The organism is Sphingomonas sp. NFX23 (assembly GCF_049887795.1).
Taxonomy (GTDB): Bacteria; Pseudomonadota; Alphaproteobacteria; order Sphingomonadales; family Sphingomonadaceae; genus Sphingomonas.
Genome location: NZ_JAGEKH010000006.1, coordinates 112,532 through 127,038 on the forward strand (window position 1 = coordinate 112,532; position 14,507 = coordinate 127,038).

The following is a 14,507-nucleotide window of genomic DNA, read 5'->3' on the forward strand; positions in this document are numbered from 1 at the left end:
CGCTCACTTGCTCGCAGCAGGCGCGACCGGCCGTTCCTTTTTCTTGTACATCGCCAGCATCCGCGCGGTGACCGCGAAGCCGCCGAAGATATTGATGCTCGCCAGCACCACGGCAAGCAAACCGAGTGCCTTGGCCACGCCCGATCCGGCGCCGATGCCTGCCGCAGCCGCAGCAATCAGCGCGCCGACGATGATCACCGAAGAGATCGCATTGGTCACCGCCATCAAAGGCGTATGCAACGCCGGCGTCACCGCCCAGACGACGAAATACCCGACGAAACACGCCAGCACGAAGATCGACAGGATCGCGATAAAGTCCATGCTATTCCTCCTGTGCGGCGAGTCGCTCGGCTGCAAGTGCCACGATACCTCGAACCATCGCGTCGCAATCGTGGAAAATCTCGATAGCCGGGATACGCAGAACGGCGATGCCACGTCCTTCGAACCAGGAATCACGTGCGGCATCGCGCGCTGGGTGATCACCATAATCATGCGCTTGGCCGTCAACTTCGATGATCAACCGCGCAGGATGACAGTAGAAGTCCGCAACGTACGGACCCGAGGGATGCTGCTTCCGAAACTTCAAACCAGCCGGTCGCTCCCGCAACGCAAGCCACAATGTGATTTCGGGCGGAGACATCGTCGCTCGAAGCTGCTTGGCCAAAGCCCCAGTCGTTCCCGCTCCTTGCAGCATCTCTAGATCCTCCCCTTGCAGGGGAGGTGGCAGGCACTTGCCTGACGGAGGGGTGTCGTCCGCAGTGATGGTGCGCGAAATAACGACTGGCGACACCCCTCCGTCGCGCCAGGGCGCGCCACCTCCCCTTGCAGGGGAGGATAGAAGATCATGCCAGCAGCCTTGGGTTCACGATCTTGCCGCCCTGCGTCAGCCGGATCGCATCGCCGATCTCGGCGTCGAGTACGGGTCGCCCGGCGTCCTTGTCCCAGAAGGCGTTGAGGAAGTTGAACAGGTTTCGCGAGAACAAGGCGCTCGCGTCTGCCGCCAACCGAGACGGCACGTTGCGGTGACCGACGATCTTGACGCCGTTCACGACGACCACCTCGCCCGCGACCGAGCCCTCGACGTTGCCGCCCTGCTCGACCGCAAGATCGACGATCACCGATCCCGGTTTCATGCTCGCAACCTGCGCCGCCGAGATCAGCCGCGGCGCGGCACGTCCCGGGATCAGCGCCGTCGTGATGACGATATCCTGCTTGGCGATATGCCCCGACACGAGCTCCGCCTGCGCCGCCTGGTATTCGGGCGACATCTCGCCGGCATACCCACCCGTCCCCTCGCCTTCGATCCCCGCGACGTTCTCGACGAAGATCGGCTTCGCGCCGAGCGACTGGATCTGCTCGCGGGTCGCAGCGCGCACGTCGGTAGCCGACACCTGCGCGCCGAGACGCCGCGCAGTCGCGATCGCCTGCAAGCCGGCCACGCCGACGCCCATCACGAAGGCTTTGGCGGCCGAGATCGTCCCCGCCGCAGTCATCATCATCGGAAACGCGCGACCATATTCGGCCGCCGCGTCGAGCACCGCCTTGTAGCCCGACAGGTTCGACTGCGACGACAGGATGTCCATCGACTGCGCGCGCGTGATGCGCGGCATGAACTCCATCGCCAGCGCTTCGTAGCCCGCCGCAGCATAAGCCTCGACTCGCGCGCGCTCGGCAAAGGGATTGAGGCTGGCAACAATCCACGCCCTCGGCGTCACGCCGTCGAGCGAAGCAGGATCAGGCCCCTGCACGCCGAGCACGATATCCGCCCCCGCCAGCGTCGCCGCACGGTCGCCTACCGACGCGCCCGCATCCGAGTACGCGGCATCGGCGATCGAAGCAGTATCCCCCGCCCCCGCCTCGACGGCGAGCACAGCCCCCAGCGCAATAAACTTTTTCACTGTTTCCGGCGTCGCGGATACCCGCCGCTCGCCGTCCGCTTGCTCTTTCAGGACGGCGATCTTCATGGCGTTACGAGATCAGCCAGATCACGAGCGCGACGACCAGCGCACACCCGACTGCGCCCCATTTCATCATTCCCGTCACGCTCGAATAGGTCGCGACGTGCGCCTTCATGTCCCCGTTGCCGGCCATGGTTCGTGCCCCAATCCTGTCAGTGCCATCCTCTATGGCCGAGACCTTATCGCGCGTATCCAGGATCGCCAAGCAGGACATTTAAGTCGCTCTTTACTTGCGCTAGCTATTGCACGTGCCGGAACGGGACAGGATTCGCCATGACGCGCAATGGCCAGCGCCTATTATTGCTGATCGACGACGAGCCCACGCAGCGGCGGCTGGTGGCTGCCCTCGCGGCGCGAGGCGGCTGGCGCGCGGTCTTCGCGGCGGACGACGAGACCGCGATCGCCACACTCGGTACGCAGGACGGCATGCAGCTCGATGCGATCGTGATCGATCACTGGGCGCCCGACGAGGATGCCACCACCCTGATCGCGACGCTGCGCGAACGGCGCCCGGCGCTGCCGATCCTGGTCATCACGGCGAACGGATCGGTCGCGCACGCGGTCAGCGCGATGCGCGCCGGCGCCACCGATTTCCTGGTCAAGCCGCTTGCCCCCGACCGCCTGCTCGCCGCGCTGGACGCGGCGGTGGTCGGCAAATCGTCGGGCGAGCTTCGCCCGCTGACCGAGAAGATCCCCGCCCTGCTCGCGTTCGACGAGATCGTCGGCTCCTCCCCCGATTTCCGCGCTGCCCTCGCGATCGCCGCGAAAGCCGCCCGCGCCCGCGTCGCGATCCTGCTCGAAGGTGAGATCGGCGTCGGCAAGGACGTCATCGCCGAGGCGATCCATGCCGCCTCCCCGCGCGCGAAGAAGCCGATGATCAGCGTCAATTGCGGCGCGATTCCCGCGAACCTGATCGAATCGGAGGTGTTCGGGCATGAGAAGGGCGCGTTCACCGGCGCGTTCGAGCGCAAGATCGGCCGGTTCCACGACGCCGACGGCGGCACGCTGTTCCTTGACGAGGTCGGCGAGATGCCGCTCGAGGCGCAGGCGAAGCTGTTGCACGTCCTGCAAACCGGCCAAGTCCTCGCCATCGGCGCCCGCCACCCGCGCGAAGTCGACGTCCGCGTGATCGCCGCGACCAATACCAAACTGCTGGACGAGGTCGAGGCGGGGCGCTTCCGCGAAGACCTGTATTACCGCCTCAACGCCGTCCAGGTAACGATCCCGCCATTGCGCGAACGCACCGGCGACATCCCCGCGCTCGCCCGCCACCTGCTCGCGCGGATTGCCGAACAGCCTGGGTTGCGACCGCTCGGCATCACCGATTCCGCGCTCGCGCTGCTGGTCCAGTACGACTGGCCCGGCAACGTCCGCCAGTTGCAGAACGCGCTCTTCCGCGCCGCCGTGCTGTGCGAGGACACCGCGCTGACCGAAGAGGATTTCCCCGAGATCGCCGCGCTCGGCACGCGCGAGCGTCCATCCGCGCCGGCAGCGGTCGGCGGCGGCGGCGTCACGTTGTTCCGCCCCGACGGCAACCTCCGTGCGCTAGAGGAGATCGAAGCCGACGTTATCCGCCTCGCGATCGGCCACTACCGCGGCCGCATGACCGAAGTCGCCCGCCGCCTCGGCATCGGCCGCTCGACGCTCTACCGCAAGCTCGGCGAACTCGGGATCGACAACGCGGCGTGATATGACGGCTGGGTTGGGAAGGTTAGCGGACTGGTGGTTCCCAGCGTGTTTGCAGCCGTCAAGGGTTGCGCGAAAGCTAGGCGATAGCGTTTGCGCACGATTTGAGCTTGCGTGAGAAACGTGACCGGACGAGCATAGGCTCTATATTCAAGAGGGTGACCATGCTGGCCTTGATGGTAGTTTCCATGATCGTAGCGGAGGTGCCAAACGCGGCGAGGACGCAGCAGATTTGCGAAGTTGGGCGTGCCGCACTTCGCGATTTGCCCCCAGCCGACTTGGGCGGAAGTTCCGACATCTACTATGAAGGGCCCAACACGAACCACCATGATCTGTTGGGGATGTGCCCTGAGCTAAAGGATATATTGCCTACGGGTTATCTGCTGGCAGACAGCGACGCGCGAAGGCGTGCGGCGGTCCATGTCCCCTTGGTGGGAACAAACACGCGTCCGGCTAGCATCTACACGATCCAAATTCCGGAGATCAGCGCTGACCGACAATCTGCTATCGTTCACTTCGCTTACCGTTGCACGGGACTTTGCGGTGGTGAGTTCGACGCTCGCTATGTTCGAACGTCGAGAGGATGGCAGCGAGACGGCTCCGTACGGACACTCTCCGTATCGTGAGCAAAAGCGAACGGCAGGTTGTTAGCCAAGCATGAGGAAGCCTAATGTCCGGTAATGGGCGACATCGGCTATTTAGCTGGGCGGTTCGCTGATAAAGCCGATTACCCTCGCGTCCGTCCCTTTCAGACGCTCTACAGGCATTTTGCTTGTTCAGCGTGGTATGCTGCGTGCCCTCGAAACCCAATGGCCTTTGGGTTTGATCTTGAAATGTAAGCATCTGCTGCGTCACATGCCGATTTAGCCGTTTCGAATACTGACGGAGTGAATGCGCTTCGGGAAGCGGTGCAGCCGTTCACGACCATTGTAATCGCGATGGCGAAAGCGCCGAACGTCGTTGGCCGGTTGGGTTTCACCGTCATACGGGGAACCTGAACGAGGGCCCGCTCTTGAGCAAGCGCCGTGAAGGCCCATAACGTCTGAACGTGGGCGAAAGCGGAATGGCCGGAGTGGGAGAGGTTGGCTGCCGTTCCGCAGGTGATAAGCGGTCGCGAACAGAACGATCGAGCCGACCAAGCCTATCGCGATGATAAGCCAGTAGGTCATTGGCTGCTCCTTGCGCAGCAGGCCCTTGTTGTCCGCCGAAGCTGATCCGCTAAACAAAACGAAGATCGTCCGCCCGGCAACAAGGATGCCGACAACAAGGGGGGCGAATGGTCCGTCCATTTGTTGGCGATACAGCCAATGCGTGAATGTCCGTAATTGGGCAAGCGAAGTCGAACCACGCTGATCGGGCACTACGAAGTGTTGTTCGAATGACCGCACGCTACTTACCCCCGCACCCGGTCGATCAGCGCCATCGCCGCATGCGGAGCGCGAACCTTGGCGCCGTTGATGAAGAACACGAACGTCTCACGGGGCGTCTTCGCCGGCGCGGCGTCTTCGACATACGGCAAGCCCTCAGGCCGTCCCCCCGCGGCCCAGGTCTTCGCCTTGTCCGCCCATTCATCCAGCGCGGTCGGCGCGTAGCCGGCGACGAAGCGCTCCTCGGCATCCTCCAGTCGCGCATAGACGAAGTCGCCGGTCACGTCGGCGATCGCGGGGTATTCCGCCGACTGCGCGAAGACGATCGCGACGCCGGCATCGCGGCACATCGCGACGAACTCCGGCACCGCGAAACTCTCGTGACGGACCTGGATAGCGTGGCGCAACGCGAGCCCGTCCTGCTCGGGCGGCAACAGCTTCAGGAACGCGGCGAAATCGTCGGCGTCGAATTTCTTGGTCGCCATGAACTGCCACAGGATCGGCCCGAGCCGATCGCCGAGCTCGACGATCCCCTGCCTGGTGAACTTGGCGATCGACTCCCCCGCCTCGGCCAGCACCTTCCGGTTGGTGCAGTAGCGCGATGCCTTGAGCGAGAAGACGAACCCGTCGGGCACAGCCTTCGCCCAGGATGCGAACGTCGCGGGCTTCTGGCTGCCATAATAGGTGCCGTTGATTTCGATCGCGGTGACGTGCTCGGCGGCATAATCGAGCTCGCGCTTCTGCGGCCATTTCTCCGGATAGAAGGTCCCGCGCCACGGCTCGTAGGTCCAGCCGCCAATACCGATTCTGATCGTCATGGCCGCGAGTGTAGCGCGCGGGAGAAGCGCTTGGCGATGCCCTATTCGGTGATGACGCCGCGCAGCCCGGGCACGTCGAGAATACGGACCTGCGCATAGGCCACCGCGACCAGGCCATCGCGTTCGAACCGCTTCAGATGCCGGTTGAGCGTCTGGCGCGCGATGCCGACGACGCCGGCAAGCTCCTCCTGACGGATCGTGATCCGACCGTCCCCCGCCTGCGACGCGCGCATCAGCGCCTGCGCCAGTCGCACCCGGATCGACTGCCCCACGCTTTGCGCGATGAACCGCAAGGCGGTGCGTTGGTGCGCGCACACGAGCAGCCCGAGATCGCGGTAGAGCTCCGGGTCCGCCGCCGCCGCCCGCGCGAACGCCGCCACCGGCACATGCAGCAGTCGCGCCGTGCCGAACGCCGTCGCGTCGTGCGGCCTTGGATGCCCGTCCAGCGTCGACAATTCCCCGAACCACGTCCCCGGCCGCACGATCAGCGCGAGCAGTTCGGCACCATTGGCGGACAAGCCCTTCAACCGGACCTGCCCGTCCAGAACCGCCCACAACCCGTTCGGGGGATCGCCCGAGCCGTAGATCCGCGCGCCGTTTTCCAGCACCTCGGCTCGCGCCTCCTGCAACAGGCGCTCGCGACGGGCCGCCGGTATCGCGCCGAACCAGCTATCGGTCGCCAGTATCGCGTGATCCGGATCATGCATCGCGCAAGGCTAGGCGAAATTTCGAGATTGTCACCATCGAGACAAAGTTTGTCGAAGGCCGGTCGTACAAGGGGCCAAACATAAGGAGGCGGATGATGGCGACGGCATTGAAGGCGATGGACCCGACGGCGGCGGAAACGACGATCAAGGATCAGGTATCGGCCGAGGAATGGGCGTTGCGCGTCGATCTCGCCGCCGCGTACCGGCTGGTCGCGCTGTACGGCTGGGACGATCTGATCTTCACGCATCTGTCCGCGCGCGTCCCCGGCCCCGAGCATCATTTCCTGATCAACCCGTACACGCACATGTTCGAGGAGATCACCGCATCGTCGCTGGTCAAGATCGACGTCGACGGCAACAAGGTCATGGACACCCCCGCCCCGGTCAACCGCGCGGGCTTCGTGATCCACTCGGCGGTTCACGCCGCGCGTCACGATGCGGTCGCGGTGCTGCATCTCCACACGCCGCACGGCCAGGCGGTGTCGGCGATGGCCGAAGGGCTCCTCCCGCATACGCAGACGGCGATGATCGCTGGGCACGACGTCGCCTATCACGACTTCGAGGGCATCGCGACGGAACTGGAGGAACGCGAACGGCTGGTGCAGGATCTCGGCACGAAGAACGCGATGATCCTGCGCAACCACGGCACGCTGACGGTGGGCGAGTCGGTGCCGCAGGCGTTCCTGCGGATGTATTTCCTCGAACGCGCCTGCGAAGCCCAGGTCCTGATGCTCAGCGCCGGTCGCGAGAATCTGAACAATCCGAACCAGGGCGTCGCCGAAAAGGTCGAGGGCCAATCGAGTTCGACAGGCATGCGGATGCTCGCCGACGGACTCGCCTGGCCCGCGCTGTTGCGCAAGCTCGACCGCGTCAATCCGGGCTATCGGGACTGACCGCGACCAGCTTCGGAGGGCAACGCATGCCGCATTACGGCGATTACCAGAACGAGATCTATTTCGCCGGCCTTGCCGGTGTCGTCCCGAAGGTCCCGGTCGATTTCGCATCGCTCAAGGCTCGGGCGGCAGCGGCCTTGCCACCGTCGGTGCTCGGCTATCTCCAGGGCGGGTGTGGCGACGAATTCACGCAACGCCAGAATGCCGACGCGTTCCAGCATTGGGGCATGACGCCGCGGATGATGGTCGATGCCACGCGCCGCGACCTTTCGATCGACCTGTTCGGGATGACGCTGCCCAGCCCGATCTTCATGAGCCCGGTCGGGATCAACGGGATGTGCACGCAGGACGGCCACGGCGATCTCGCCGCCGCGCGGGCGGCCGCGCTCACCGGCGTTCCGCTGGTCCAGTCGACGCTGTCGAACGATCCGCTCGAGGACGTCGCCGCGGCGATGGGCGATACGCCCGGTTTCTTCCAGCTCTACACGCCCAAGGACAAGCCGCTCGCCGAGAGCCTCGTCCACCGTGCAGAGGCGGCCGGATACAAGGCGATCGTCGTCACGCTCGACACTTGGGTCACCGGCTGGCGCCCTCGCGACCTGAACGTCGCGAACTTCCCGCAACTGCGCGGCCATGTGCTGGAGAATTACTTCAGCGATCCCGTCTTCCGCACGATGCTTGCCAAGCCACCGCGCGAGGACCTGCCCGCGGCGGTGCGGCAATGGGCCGGGACGTTCGGCAAGGTCCTGACATGGGAAGACATGCCGTGGCTGCGGTCGATGACCAAGCTGCCGATCGTCCTTAAGGGGATCTGCCATCCCGACGACGCGCGGCGCGCGATCGATCTGGGGGCGGACGCGATCTATTGCTCGAACCACGGCGGACGCCAGGCGAATGGCGGGATCGCCGCGATCGACATGCTGCCCGCGGTGGTCGAGGCGAGCGGGGCCGTGCCGGTGCTGTTCGACTCCGGCGTGCGGTCGGGGAGCGACGTGGTCAAGGCACTCGCACTCGGCGCCACCGCGGTCGGGATCGGCCGGCCCTACACCTACGGCCTCGCGCTCGACGGCGCGAACGGCGCGGCGCATGTGCTGAAATGCATCCTCGCCGAAGCCGACCTACTGATGGCCGTAAACGGCTACCCGACGCTCGCCGCAGTCCGGGAGGCCGGAGCGACGCGGACGGGCCGCTAGTGGGAGACGATCAGCCGGCGGTCTCGTCGATCCGGCGTGCCTCTTCGACCAGCATCACCGGCACGCCATCGCGGATCGGGTAAGCAAGGCCGGCCGCGTCCGAAATCAGTTCCTGCGCAGGCTCGTCATAGCGGAGCGGCGTGCGCGTCATCGGGCAGACGAGGCGCTTGAGCAGCCAGGGATCCAGGGTGTTCATCGTCAAACTCCTTCGCCCCGGGAAGGCGGCGCCGCGGCGGCCTGTGCAATACGACCAGACTCGCTGCCGATCCGTCGCTGCGTGGCGACGTGTTCGATCGCGGTGATCTTCTTGGGATCGAACAGATTGGCGAAGAACATGCCGATCATCATTACGGCACCATGCGCGCGTCCCTTGCTGGGCGACTTCACTGCAGCGTCACCGATTCGTCACCGTCGTGGCGGCCGAAGAACTGCATCAGTTGGATGATCAGCTCGGCGCGCTGTTCGATATCCGGCGCCTCGAGCAATGCCTGTTTTGCGGCTGCGTCGAACGGTGCGATCTGCGCGATGCCGTTGACCAGGCTCTCGTCGTCGAGCCGTCCGACCGCATCCCAGTCGACCGCATAGCCCTGCATGTCCGCGAACCGACGCGACTCCAGTTCCAGCGATGATCGCCGGCCGAGCGACAGCGCGTCGTCCTCGATTAACGGCAGCAACTCCGCCTCGACCTGGCGGAATGCGGTCGTCACGTCCAACTCGCGGACGATCCGGAACAGCGCGATGCCTTCCAGCACGACATTGTACCGCCCGTCGTCGAGCGCTTCGACCTCGGCGATCTTGCCGACGCAACCGATGTCGTACAGCGCATCCGCGTCGTCATGCGGTCCGCCCCGCGGCTGGATCATGCCGATCCGCCGGTCGCGCGCCATCGCATCGCTGATCATCGCCCGATAGCGCGGCTCGAACATGTGCAGCGGCAGGTGCATGCCGGGGAACAGCAACGCCCCCGGCAACGGGAAGATCGACAGACGCGTGGTGGCGCGCGGGGGGGCGGACTCGGTGGTCATCCGAACAGGATCGCAGACAGGCGGCGTCGCTGTCCAGACACCCACGGGTCTTCAAGCCCGACAACCTCGAACAGTTTCAACAACTGCGTCCGCGCCGCGCCCTCGTTCCAGTCGCGCTCGGTGGCGATGATGCCAAGGAACGTGTCGGCGGCCGCATCACGGTCGTTCGCCGCCATCTGGCCGTTGGCGAGCGCGAACCGCGCGTGCAGGTCGTCGGGGTTCGCCTCGACCGCAGCGAGCAGCGGCGACAGGTCCTCGACCGGGGGCGCCGACTGCGCGAGTGCGAGCGTCGCCTGTGCGCGGGCGATCGCCGGGTCCTTGGCGATCGTCGGATCGAGGTTCGCCAGCCAGTCCGCCGCCTCGTCGAGCTGCCCGGTCGCGACCAGTGCGCGGACGAAGCCGGCATGGACCTGCGGATGCTCGGGCGCGATCTCGGCGATCTCGCGGAAAATCCCGAGCGCGCGCTCGCCATCATTGGCTGCGAGCGCCTCTTCGCCGATCGCGATCAACGGCTCGACGTCGGGCACCGCGTCCGTCGCGCCGGCTTCGATCGGCAGCTGCTTCAGCAACTGGTCGAGGATCACCCGCAACTGCGATTCGGTGCGCGCACTGGTCATGTCGGCGACCAGCTGGCCCTGGAACATCGCATAGACGGTCGGGATCGACTTGATCTGGAATTGCGCGGCGATGAACTGGTTCTTGTCGGTATCGACCTTCGCCAGCACGACGCCCTTGTCGGCATAGTCGGCGGCGACCTTCTCCAGCGTCGGCGTCAGCGCCTTGCACGGCCCGCACCATTCCGCCCAGAAATCGATGATCACGAGGCTCGTCATCGACGGTTCGACGACATCGCGACGGAACGCCTCGACGGCATCCTTCTCCGCGGGGGACATTCCAAGCGTGGCCAAGTTCAACTCCCGTGTAATCCAGACGCGCTATCTGGGGGGCGCCCGCGGCGAATGCCACCTTTAGGATGGATAGGCAGGCACGACAAACGTGCCTTGGCATTCGGCGCGCAGCGTCGAGGCGTCATTTGTCTTGCTAACGGATCCGACATCTATGGGGGCGCGTGGGCAATAGATACGGCCTTGCGACACGGTGCCCCCCCGAATTGGCCAGCATTTCCATCTTCAGACAAGCCACCTCCCCGGCGAAGGCCGGGGTCCAGTTGGAAAGGTCGCAGTTACGGAGCGCAGCCTTTATCAGCAGTGTTTCCCAACTGGACCCCGGCCTCCGCCGGGGAGGCGCCTCTATTCGGAGGGGGTAGGCGCCAAACCGGTGCGGGTGACTGAGCGTTCGGCGATGTTGGGCACCACACCAACGAGCGCCGATAACCCTCAATGAAAGTCGCGCGACTTGGGGAGGACACGCACATCGCGAGGATGCGTCGCCCGCGGATGGTGAGCACGCGCATCGGGACTCCGCGTGAGGACCGGCCGGATCACCTCGTCCACCCGCGCAAGCGGCGGCTCCAGCGCGTGATCTTCCGACAACAGCCGCAGCATCTCGGTGCGATCCTGCACCCGCGACGTCATCAGATGTGTGACGCCTTCCTCGCTACGCTGGATCACGCCCTCCAGCACCATCAGCCGCGACGCCATCACCGCGCGGCGGTTCGCCTCGAAATCGCGCGCCCACATCAGCCCGTTGGTGATCCCGGTCTCGTCCTCGATCGTCACGAAGATCGCATTGCCCTTGCCCGGCCGCTGGCGGACCAGCACCACGCCCGCGACCTTCGCGCGCCGCCCGTCCTTGGTCGCATTGGCCTGCGCGCTCGACAGGATCCCCTCGGCGGCAAAGCGCGCGCGGAGGAATTGCATCGGATGTGCCTTCAACGACAGCCGCGTCGTCTGATAATCCGCCGCAACCTGCTCGGACAGCGGCATCGCCGGCAGATGTGCATCGGGCTCCACGCCAAGCTCGGGCACCTCTGCCGCAGCGAACAGCGCAAGCTGCTTGGGCGGCGTCCGGCGCACATCCCACAAAGCCTCGCGCCGCTCCTTCGCCACCGACCGAAACGCATCCGCATCGGCGAGCAGGTTCATCGCCCGCTGTGGCAGGTTCGCCCGCCGCGCCAGGTCCTCGATGCTAGCGAACGGCGTGGTCCGAACGCGAACGATCTCGTCGGCCCAATCCTTCCGAAACCCATCCACCTGCCGAAACCCAAGGCGCAAATCCTCCCCGGCACGGGGAGGGGGACCATCCGCAGGATGGTGGAGGGGGGGCGCCGCAAAAGTACCACCTGGAAGGGTCGCAGTCTCATTCGCGCCGCCCCTAACAGGGACCCCCGCCAGCGGTACGTCCGCGGAAGCCCCCCTCCACCCCGCTTCGCGCGGTCCCCCTCCCCGTGTCGGGGAGGACAGGCTGTTATCCCACCCGCTTGCATTCACATCGACCGGCAGCACACATACCCCGTGCTCCACCGCATCGCGCACCAGTTGCGCCGGCGCGTAAAACCCCATCGGCTGCGAATTGAGCAGCGCGCAACAGAACACCGCCGGATGGAAGCATTTGATCCACGACGAAACATACACCAGCCGCGCGAACGATAACGCGTGGCTCTCCGGAAATCCGTACGATCCAAACCCCTCGATCTGCTTGAAACAGCGTTCCGCGAACTCGGCCTTGTACCCCCGCCCGACCATCCCGCCGATCAGCTTGGCGTGGAAATTGTCCATGCCGCCGACCTTGCGGAACGTCGCCATCGACTTGCGCAACTGGTTCGCCTCGTTCGGCGTGAACCCTGCCGCGACGATCGCCAGCTTCATCGCCTGCTCCTGGAACAGCGGTACGCCGTAGGTGAAGCGGAGCAGTTGCTTCAGTTCGTCGGCCGGCCCGAACTTCGGATCGGGCGAGGGATATTCGGCCACCTCCTTCCCGCTGCGTCGCCGCAGATACGGATGCACCATGTCCCCCTCGATCGGCCCGGGCCGGACGATCGCCACCTGCACCACCAGGTCGTACAGCTCGCGGGGACGCAACCGCGGCAGCATGTTGATCTGCGCCCGGCTCTCGACCTGGAACACGCCGATGCTGTCACCCTTGCACAGCATGTCATAGACCCGGTCGTCCTCGGCCACCGCGATCGTATCGAGGAGGTGATCGCCGAGTCCGTGCCGACGCATCAGGTCGAATGCCTTCCGAATACACGTCAGCATCCCGAGCGCTAGGATATCGACCTTCATCAGCCCGAGCGCGTCGATATCGTCCTTGTCCCATTCGATGAAGGTGCGCTCCTCCATCGCGCCGTTATGGATCGGCACCATCTCGTCAAGCCGCCCCTGCGTGAGCACGAACCCGCCGACATGCTGCGACAGATGCCGTGGAAATTCGAGCAGCCGGTCGACCATCTCGCGCAACCGCGCGATCTCCGGATTGTCGACGTCGAAGCCGGTTTCGGCAAAGCGCTGTTCCTGGAACCGGCTCGAGAAACTGCCCCAGACCGTACTCGTCAGCCGCTGCGTCACGTCCTCGGTCAGCCCGAGCGCCTTGCCGACCTCGCGCACCGTGCTCTTGGGCCGATAATGGATGACGGTCGCGGCGATCGCGGCGCGGTCGCGGCCATAGCGGCGATAGATATACTGCATCACCTCCTCGCGCCGTTCATGCTCGAAATCGACATCGATATCCGGCGGCTCGTCGCGCTCGCTCGACACGAACCGCGAGAAGAGAAGGTCGTATTTCATCGGATCGACCGAGGTGACGCCGAGCAGGTAGCACACCACCGAGTTGGCCGCGGAGCCGCGCCCCTGGCACAGGATCGGCGGATCCTGCGCCCGCGCGAACCGGACGATGTCGTGCACCGTCAGGAAATAATAGGCGTATTCGCGCTCCCGGATCAGCGCGAATTCCTCGTGGAGCAGCGCCCGCATCTTTTCCGGCACGCGGTAGTCATAGCGTTCCAGCGCGAGCTGCCAGACATGATGCTCGAGCCAATCCTGCGCCTCCCAGCCTGCCGGAATGGGTTCGTGCGGGTATTCGTATTTCAGATCGTCGAGCGAGAACGCGATCCGCGACAACAGCCGCGCGCTCTGCGCCACCGCATCGGGGCGATCGCGGAACAGCCGGGCGATCTCTTCCTCGGGCTTCAGATGCCGCTCGCCGTTCGCGGCCAGCAGGCGCCCGGCCTTGTGGATCGTCGTGCGCTCGCGGATGCAAGTAACGACATCATGGAGGTCGCGGTCGTCGGTATAGGCATAGAGCGCGTCGGTGGTCGCAAGCACGGGAACGCCCGCCGCATCGGCGATCCGCCCCAACCGCGCCAGCCGCCGCCGATCGCGACCGCCACGCGGCATCGTCACGCCCAGCCAGATCGAGTCCGGCCCCAGTCGCTTTACTGCCTTCAGGATCGTCCGCAGCTCGCGCTCGCCTCGTTCGGGCAAGGCGTCGCCGTCGGGCAAAGGCGATACCGGCACGGCGCCGCGCGCGCTGCTTTCGGGCATGACGACCAGCATCATGTCGGCATGGTGCGCGATCAGGTCGCCGAGCCCGAGGATGCAGCCGCCCTTCTCGGCACGGCGATTGCCGACCGTCAGCAACCGGGTCAGTCGTCCCCAGCCGCGTCGGGTCGAAGGGTAGGCGACGATGTCGGGCGTGCCATCCTCGAACACCAGCCGCGCACCGACCACCAGTCGGAAATCGATCGGCGGCATCGCCATGCCGAGCAGGCCGTCGCGTGCCTTCTTCAACGCCTGGTGCGCGCGGACGACGCCCGCGACGGTGTTGCGATCGACGATGCCGATGCCGCCAAGCCCCAGCTCCACCGCGCGCCCGACCATCGCGCCCGCATCGCTCGCCCCGTCGAGGAACGAGAAATTGGTCGCGGCGACGAGCTCGGCGAACCCGGTCATGGCGCCGCGC

Annotated in this window: 15 protein-coding genes; 3 read left to right on the forward strand and 12 right to left on the reverse strand. The window is 65.5% G+C overall.

Features of this window, described 5'->3' with window-relative positions:
- Window positions 1-3 precede the first annotated feature (3 nt).
- The 4 genes from J4O76_RS16850 to J4O76_RS16865 all read right to left on the reverse strand — a co-directional run bounded on the left by J4O76_RS16850 (window position 4) and on the right by J4O76_RS16865 (window position 2,091).
- Window positions 4-321, reverse strand: a complete 318-nt coding sequence (locus J4O76_RS16850) for an NAD(P) transhydrogenase subunit alpha (protein ID WP_056064542.1) — start codon at window positions 319-321, stop codon at window positions 4-6.
- A gap of 1 nt (window position 322) precedes the next feature.
- A complete protein-coding gene (locus J4O76_RS16855; RefSeq protein WP_426283016.1) occupies window positions 323-664 on the reverse strand; it encodes an endonuclease domain-containing protein in 342 nt (113 codons plus the stop codon).
- A 178-nt stretch (window positions 665-842) separates the two neighbouring features.
- The gene (locus J4O76_RS16860) at window positions 843-1,964 is read right to left on the reverse strand and encodes an NAD(P) transhydrogenase subunit alpha (protein WP_426283017.1); all 1,122 of its coding nucleotides are present in this window, start codon (window positions 1,962-1,964) and stop codon (window positions 843-845) included.
- A 4-nt stretch (window positions 1,965-1,968) separates the two neighbouring features.
- On the reverse strand, window positions 1,969-2,091 hold the full coding sequence (locus J4O76_RS16865) for an aa3-type cytochrome c oxidase subunit IV (RefSeq protein WP_082441508.1): 123 nt from the start codon (window positions 2,089-2,091) through the stop codon (window positions 1,969-1,971).
- A gap of 140 nt (window positions 2,092-2,231) precedes the next feature.
- Here J4O76_RS16865 and J4O76_RS16870 point away from each other — a divergent pair, with 140 nt between their 5' ends.
- Window positions 2,232-3,647 carry a sigma-54-dependent transcriptional regulator gene (locus tag J4O76_RS16870; RefSeq protein ID WP_426283018.1) on the forward strand — a complete coding sequence of 472 codons (1,416 nt, stop codon included), beginning with the start codon at window positions 2,232-2,234 and terminating at the stop codon, window positions 3,645-3,647.
- 860 nt (window positions 3,648-4,507) lie between these two features.
- Here J4O76_RS16870 and J4O76_RS16875 read toward each other — a convergent pair.
- The 3 genes from J4O76_RS16875 to J4O76_RS16885 all read right to left on the reverse strand — a co-directional run bounded on the left by J4O76_RS16875 (window position 4,508) and on the right by J4O76_RS16885 (window position 6,536).
- On the reverse strand, window positions 4,508-4,933 hold the full coding sequence (locus J4O76_RS16875; RefSeq protein ID WP_426283019.1) for a hypothetical protein: 426 nt from the start codon (window positions 4,931-4,933) through the stop codon (window positions 4,508-4,510).
- 104 nt (window positions 4,934-5,037) lie between these two features.
- Entirely contained in the window at window positions 5,038-5,829 is a 792-nt protein-coding gene (locus J4O76_RS16880) for a DUF72 domain-containing protein (protein WP_426283020.1), read from the reverse strand.
- Window positions 5,830-5,870: 41 nt separating this feature from the next.
- Window positions 5,871-6,536: a Crp/Fnr family transcriptional regulator gene (locus J4O76_RS16885; RefSeq protein WP_426283021.1), complete on the reverse strand. Its 666-nt coding sequence runs from the start codon at window positions 6,534-6,536 to the stop codon at window positions 5,871-5,873.
- Between the two features lie 95 nt (window positions 6,537-6,631).
- On the opposite strand from J4O76_RS16885, the gene J4O76_RS16890 reads away from it, so the two are divergent.
- Window positions 6,632-7,429 (forward strand): class II aldolase/adducin family protein, encoded by a 798-nt coding sequence (locus tag J4O76_RS16890; RefSeq protein ID WP_426283491.1) that lies wholly within the window; start codon window positions 6,632-6,634, stop codon window positions 7,427-7,429.
- 26 nt (window positions 7,430-7,455) lie between these two features.
- A complete protein-coding gene (locus J4O76_RS16895; RefSeq protein ID WP_426283022.1) occupies window positions 7,456-8,622 on the forward strand; it encodes an alpha-hydroxy-acid oxidizing protein in 1,167 nt (388 codons plus the stop codon).
- 10 nt (window positions 8,623-8,632) lie between these two features.
- On the opposite strand, the gene J4O76_RS16900 is transcribed toward J4O76_RS16895, so the two are convergent.
- The 5 genes from J4O76_RS16900 to J4O76_RS16920 form a co-directional block, all read right to left on the reverse strand.
- Window positions 8,633-8,818 (reverse strand): Trm112 family protein, encoded by a 186-nt coding sequence (locus J4O76_RS16900; RefSeq protein WP_426283023.1) that lies wholly within the window; start codon window positions 8,816-8,818, stop codon window positions 8,633-8,635.
- 2 nt (window positions 8,819-8,820) lie between these two features.
- On the reverse strand, window positions 8,821-8,970 hold the full coding sequence (locus J4O76_RS16905) for a hypothetical protein (protein ID WP_426283024.1): 150 nt from the start codon (window positions 8,968-8,970) through the stop codon (window positions 8,821-8,823).
- A 35-nt stretch (window positions 8,971-9,005) separates the two neighbouring features.
- A complete protein-coding gene (locus J4O76_RS16910; protein ID WP_056064511.1) occupies window positions 9,006-9,647 on the reverse strand; it encodes an LON peptidase substrate-binding domain-containing protein in 642 nt (213 codons plus the stop codon).
- On the reverse strand, window positions 9,644-10,540 hold the full coding sequence (locus J4O76_RS16915) for a tetratricopeptide repeat protein (RefSeq protein WP_426283493.1): 897 nt from the start codon (window positions 10,538-10,540) through the stop codon (window positions 9,644-9,646). The genes J4O76_RS16910 and J4O76_RS16915 overlap by 4 nt, the downstream gene beginning before the upstream one ends.
- Before the next feature lie 444 nt (window positions 10,541-10,984).
- Window positions 10,985-14,497 carry an error-prone DNA polymerase gene (locus J4O76_RS16920; protein WP_426283025.1) on the reverse strand — a complete coding sequence of 1,171 codons (3,513 nt, stop codon included), beginning with the start codon at window positions 14,495-14,497 and terminating at the stop codon, window positions 10,985-10,987.
- Window positions 14,498-14,507: the final 10 nt, after the last annotated feature.

Bases quoted from the DNA above. Each gene is read 5' to 3' on its own strand.
- J4O76_RS16880 (WP_426283020.1), bottom strand. From the start codon at position 5,829: ATGACGATCAGAATCGGTATTGGCGGCTGGACCTACGAGCCGTGGCGC.
- J4O76_RS16850 (WP_056064542.1), bottom strand. From the start codon at position 321: ATGGACTTTATCGCGATCCTGTCGATCTTCGTGCTGGCGTGTTTCGTC.
- J4O76_RS16870 (WP_426283018.1), top strand. From the start codon at position 2,232: ATGACGCGCAATGGCCAGCGCCTATTATTGCTGATCGACGACGAGCCC.
- J4O76_RS16890 (WP_426283491.1), top strand. From the start codon at position 6,632: ATGGCGACGGCATTGAAGGCGATGGACCCGACGGCGGCGGAAACGACG.
- J4O76_RS16865 (WP_082441508.1), bottom strand. From the start codon at position 2,091: ATGGCCGGCAACGGGGACATGAAGGCGCACGTCGCGACCTATTCGAGC.
- J4O76_RS16910 (WP_056064511.1), bottom strand. From the start codon at position 9,647: ATGACCACCGAGTCCGCCCCCCCGCGCGCCACCACGCGTCTGTCGATC.
- J4O76_RS16875 (WP_426283019.1), bottom strand. From the start codon at position 4,933: ATGGACGGACCATTCGCCCCCCTTGTTGTCGGCATCCTTGTTGCCGGG.
- J4O76_RS16900 (WP_426283023.1), bottom strand. From the start codon at position 8,818: ATGAACACCCTGGATCCCTGGCTGCTCAAGCGCCTCGTCTGCCCGATG.
- J4O76_RS16860 (WP_426283017.1), bottom strand. From the start codon at position 1,964: ATGAAGATCGCCGTCCTGAAAGAGCAAGCGGACGGCGAGCGGCGGGTA.
- J4O76_RS16885 (WP_426283021.1), bottom strand. From the start codon at position 6,536: ATGCATGATCCGGATCACGCGATACTGGCGACCGATAGCTGGTTCGGC.
- J4O76_RS16905 (WP_426283024.1), bottom strand. From the start codon at position 8,970: ATGATGATCGGCATGTTCTTCGCCAATCTGTTCGATCCCAAGAAGATC.
- J4O76_RS16920 (WP_426283025.1), bottom strand. From the start codon at position 14,497: ATGACCGGGTTCGCCGAGCTCGTCGCCGCGACCAATTTCTCGTTCCTC.
- J4O76_RS16895 (WP_426283022.1), top strand. From the start codon at position 7,456: ATGCCGCATTACGGCGATTACCAGAACGAGATCTATTTCGCCGGCCTT.
- J4O76_RS16915 (WP_426283493.1), bottom strand. From the start codon at position 10,540: ATGTCCCCCGCGGAGAAGGATGCCGTCGAGGCGTTCCGTCGCGATGTC.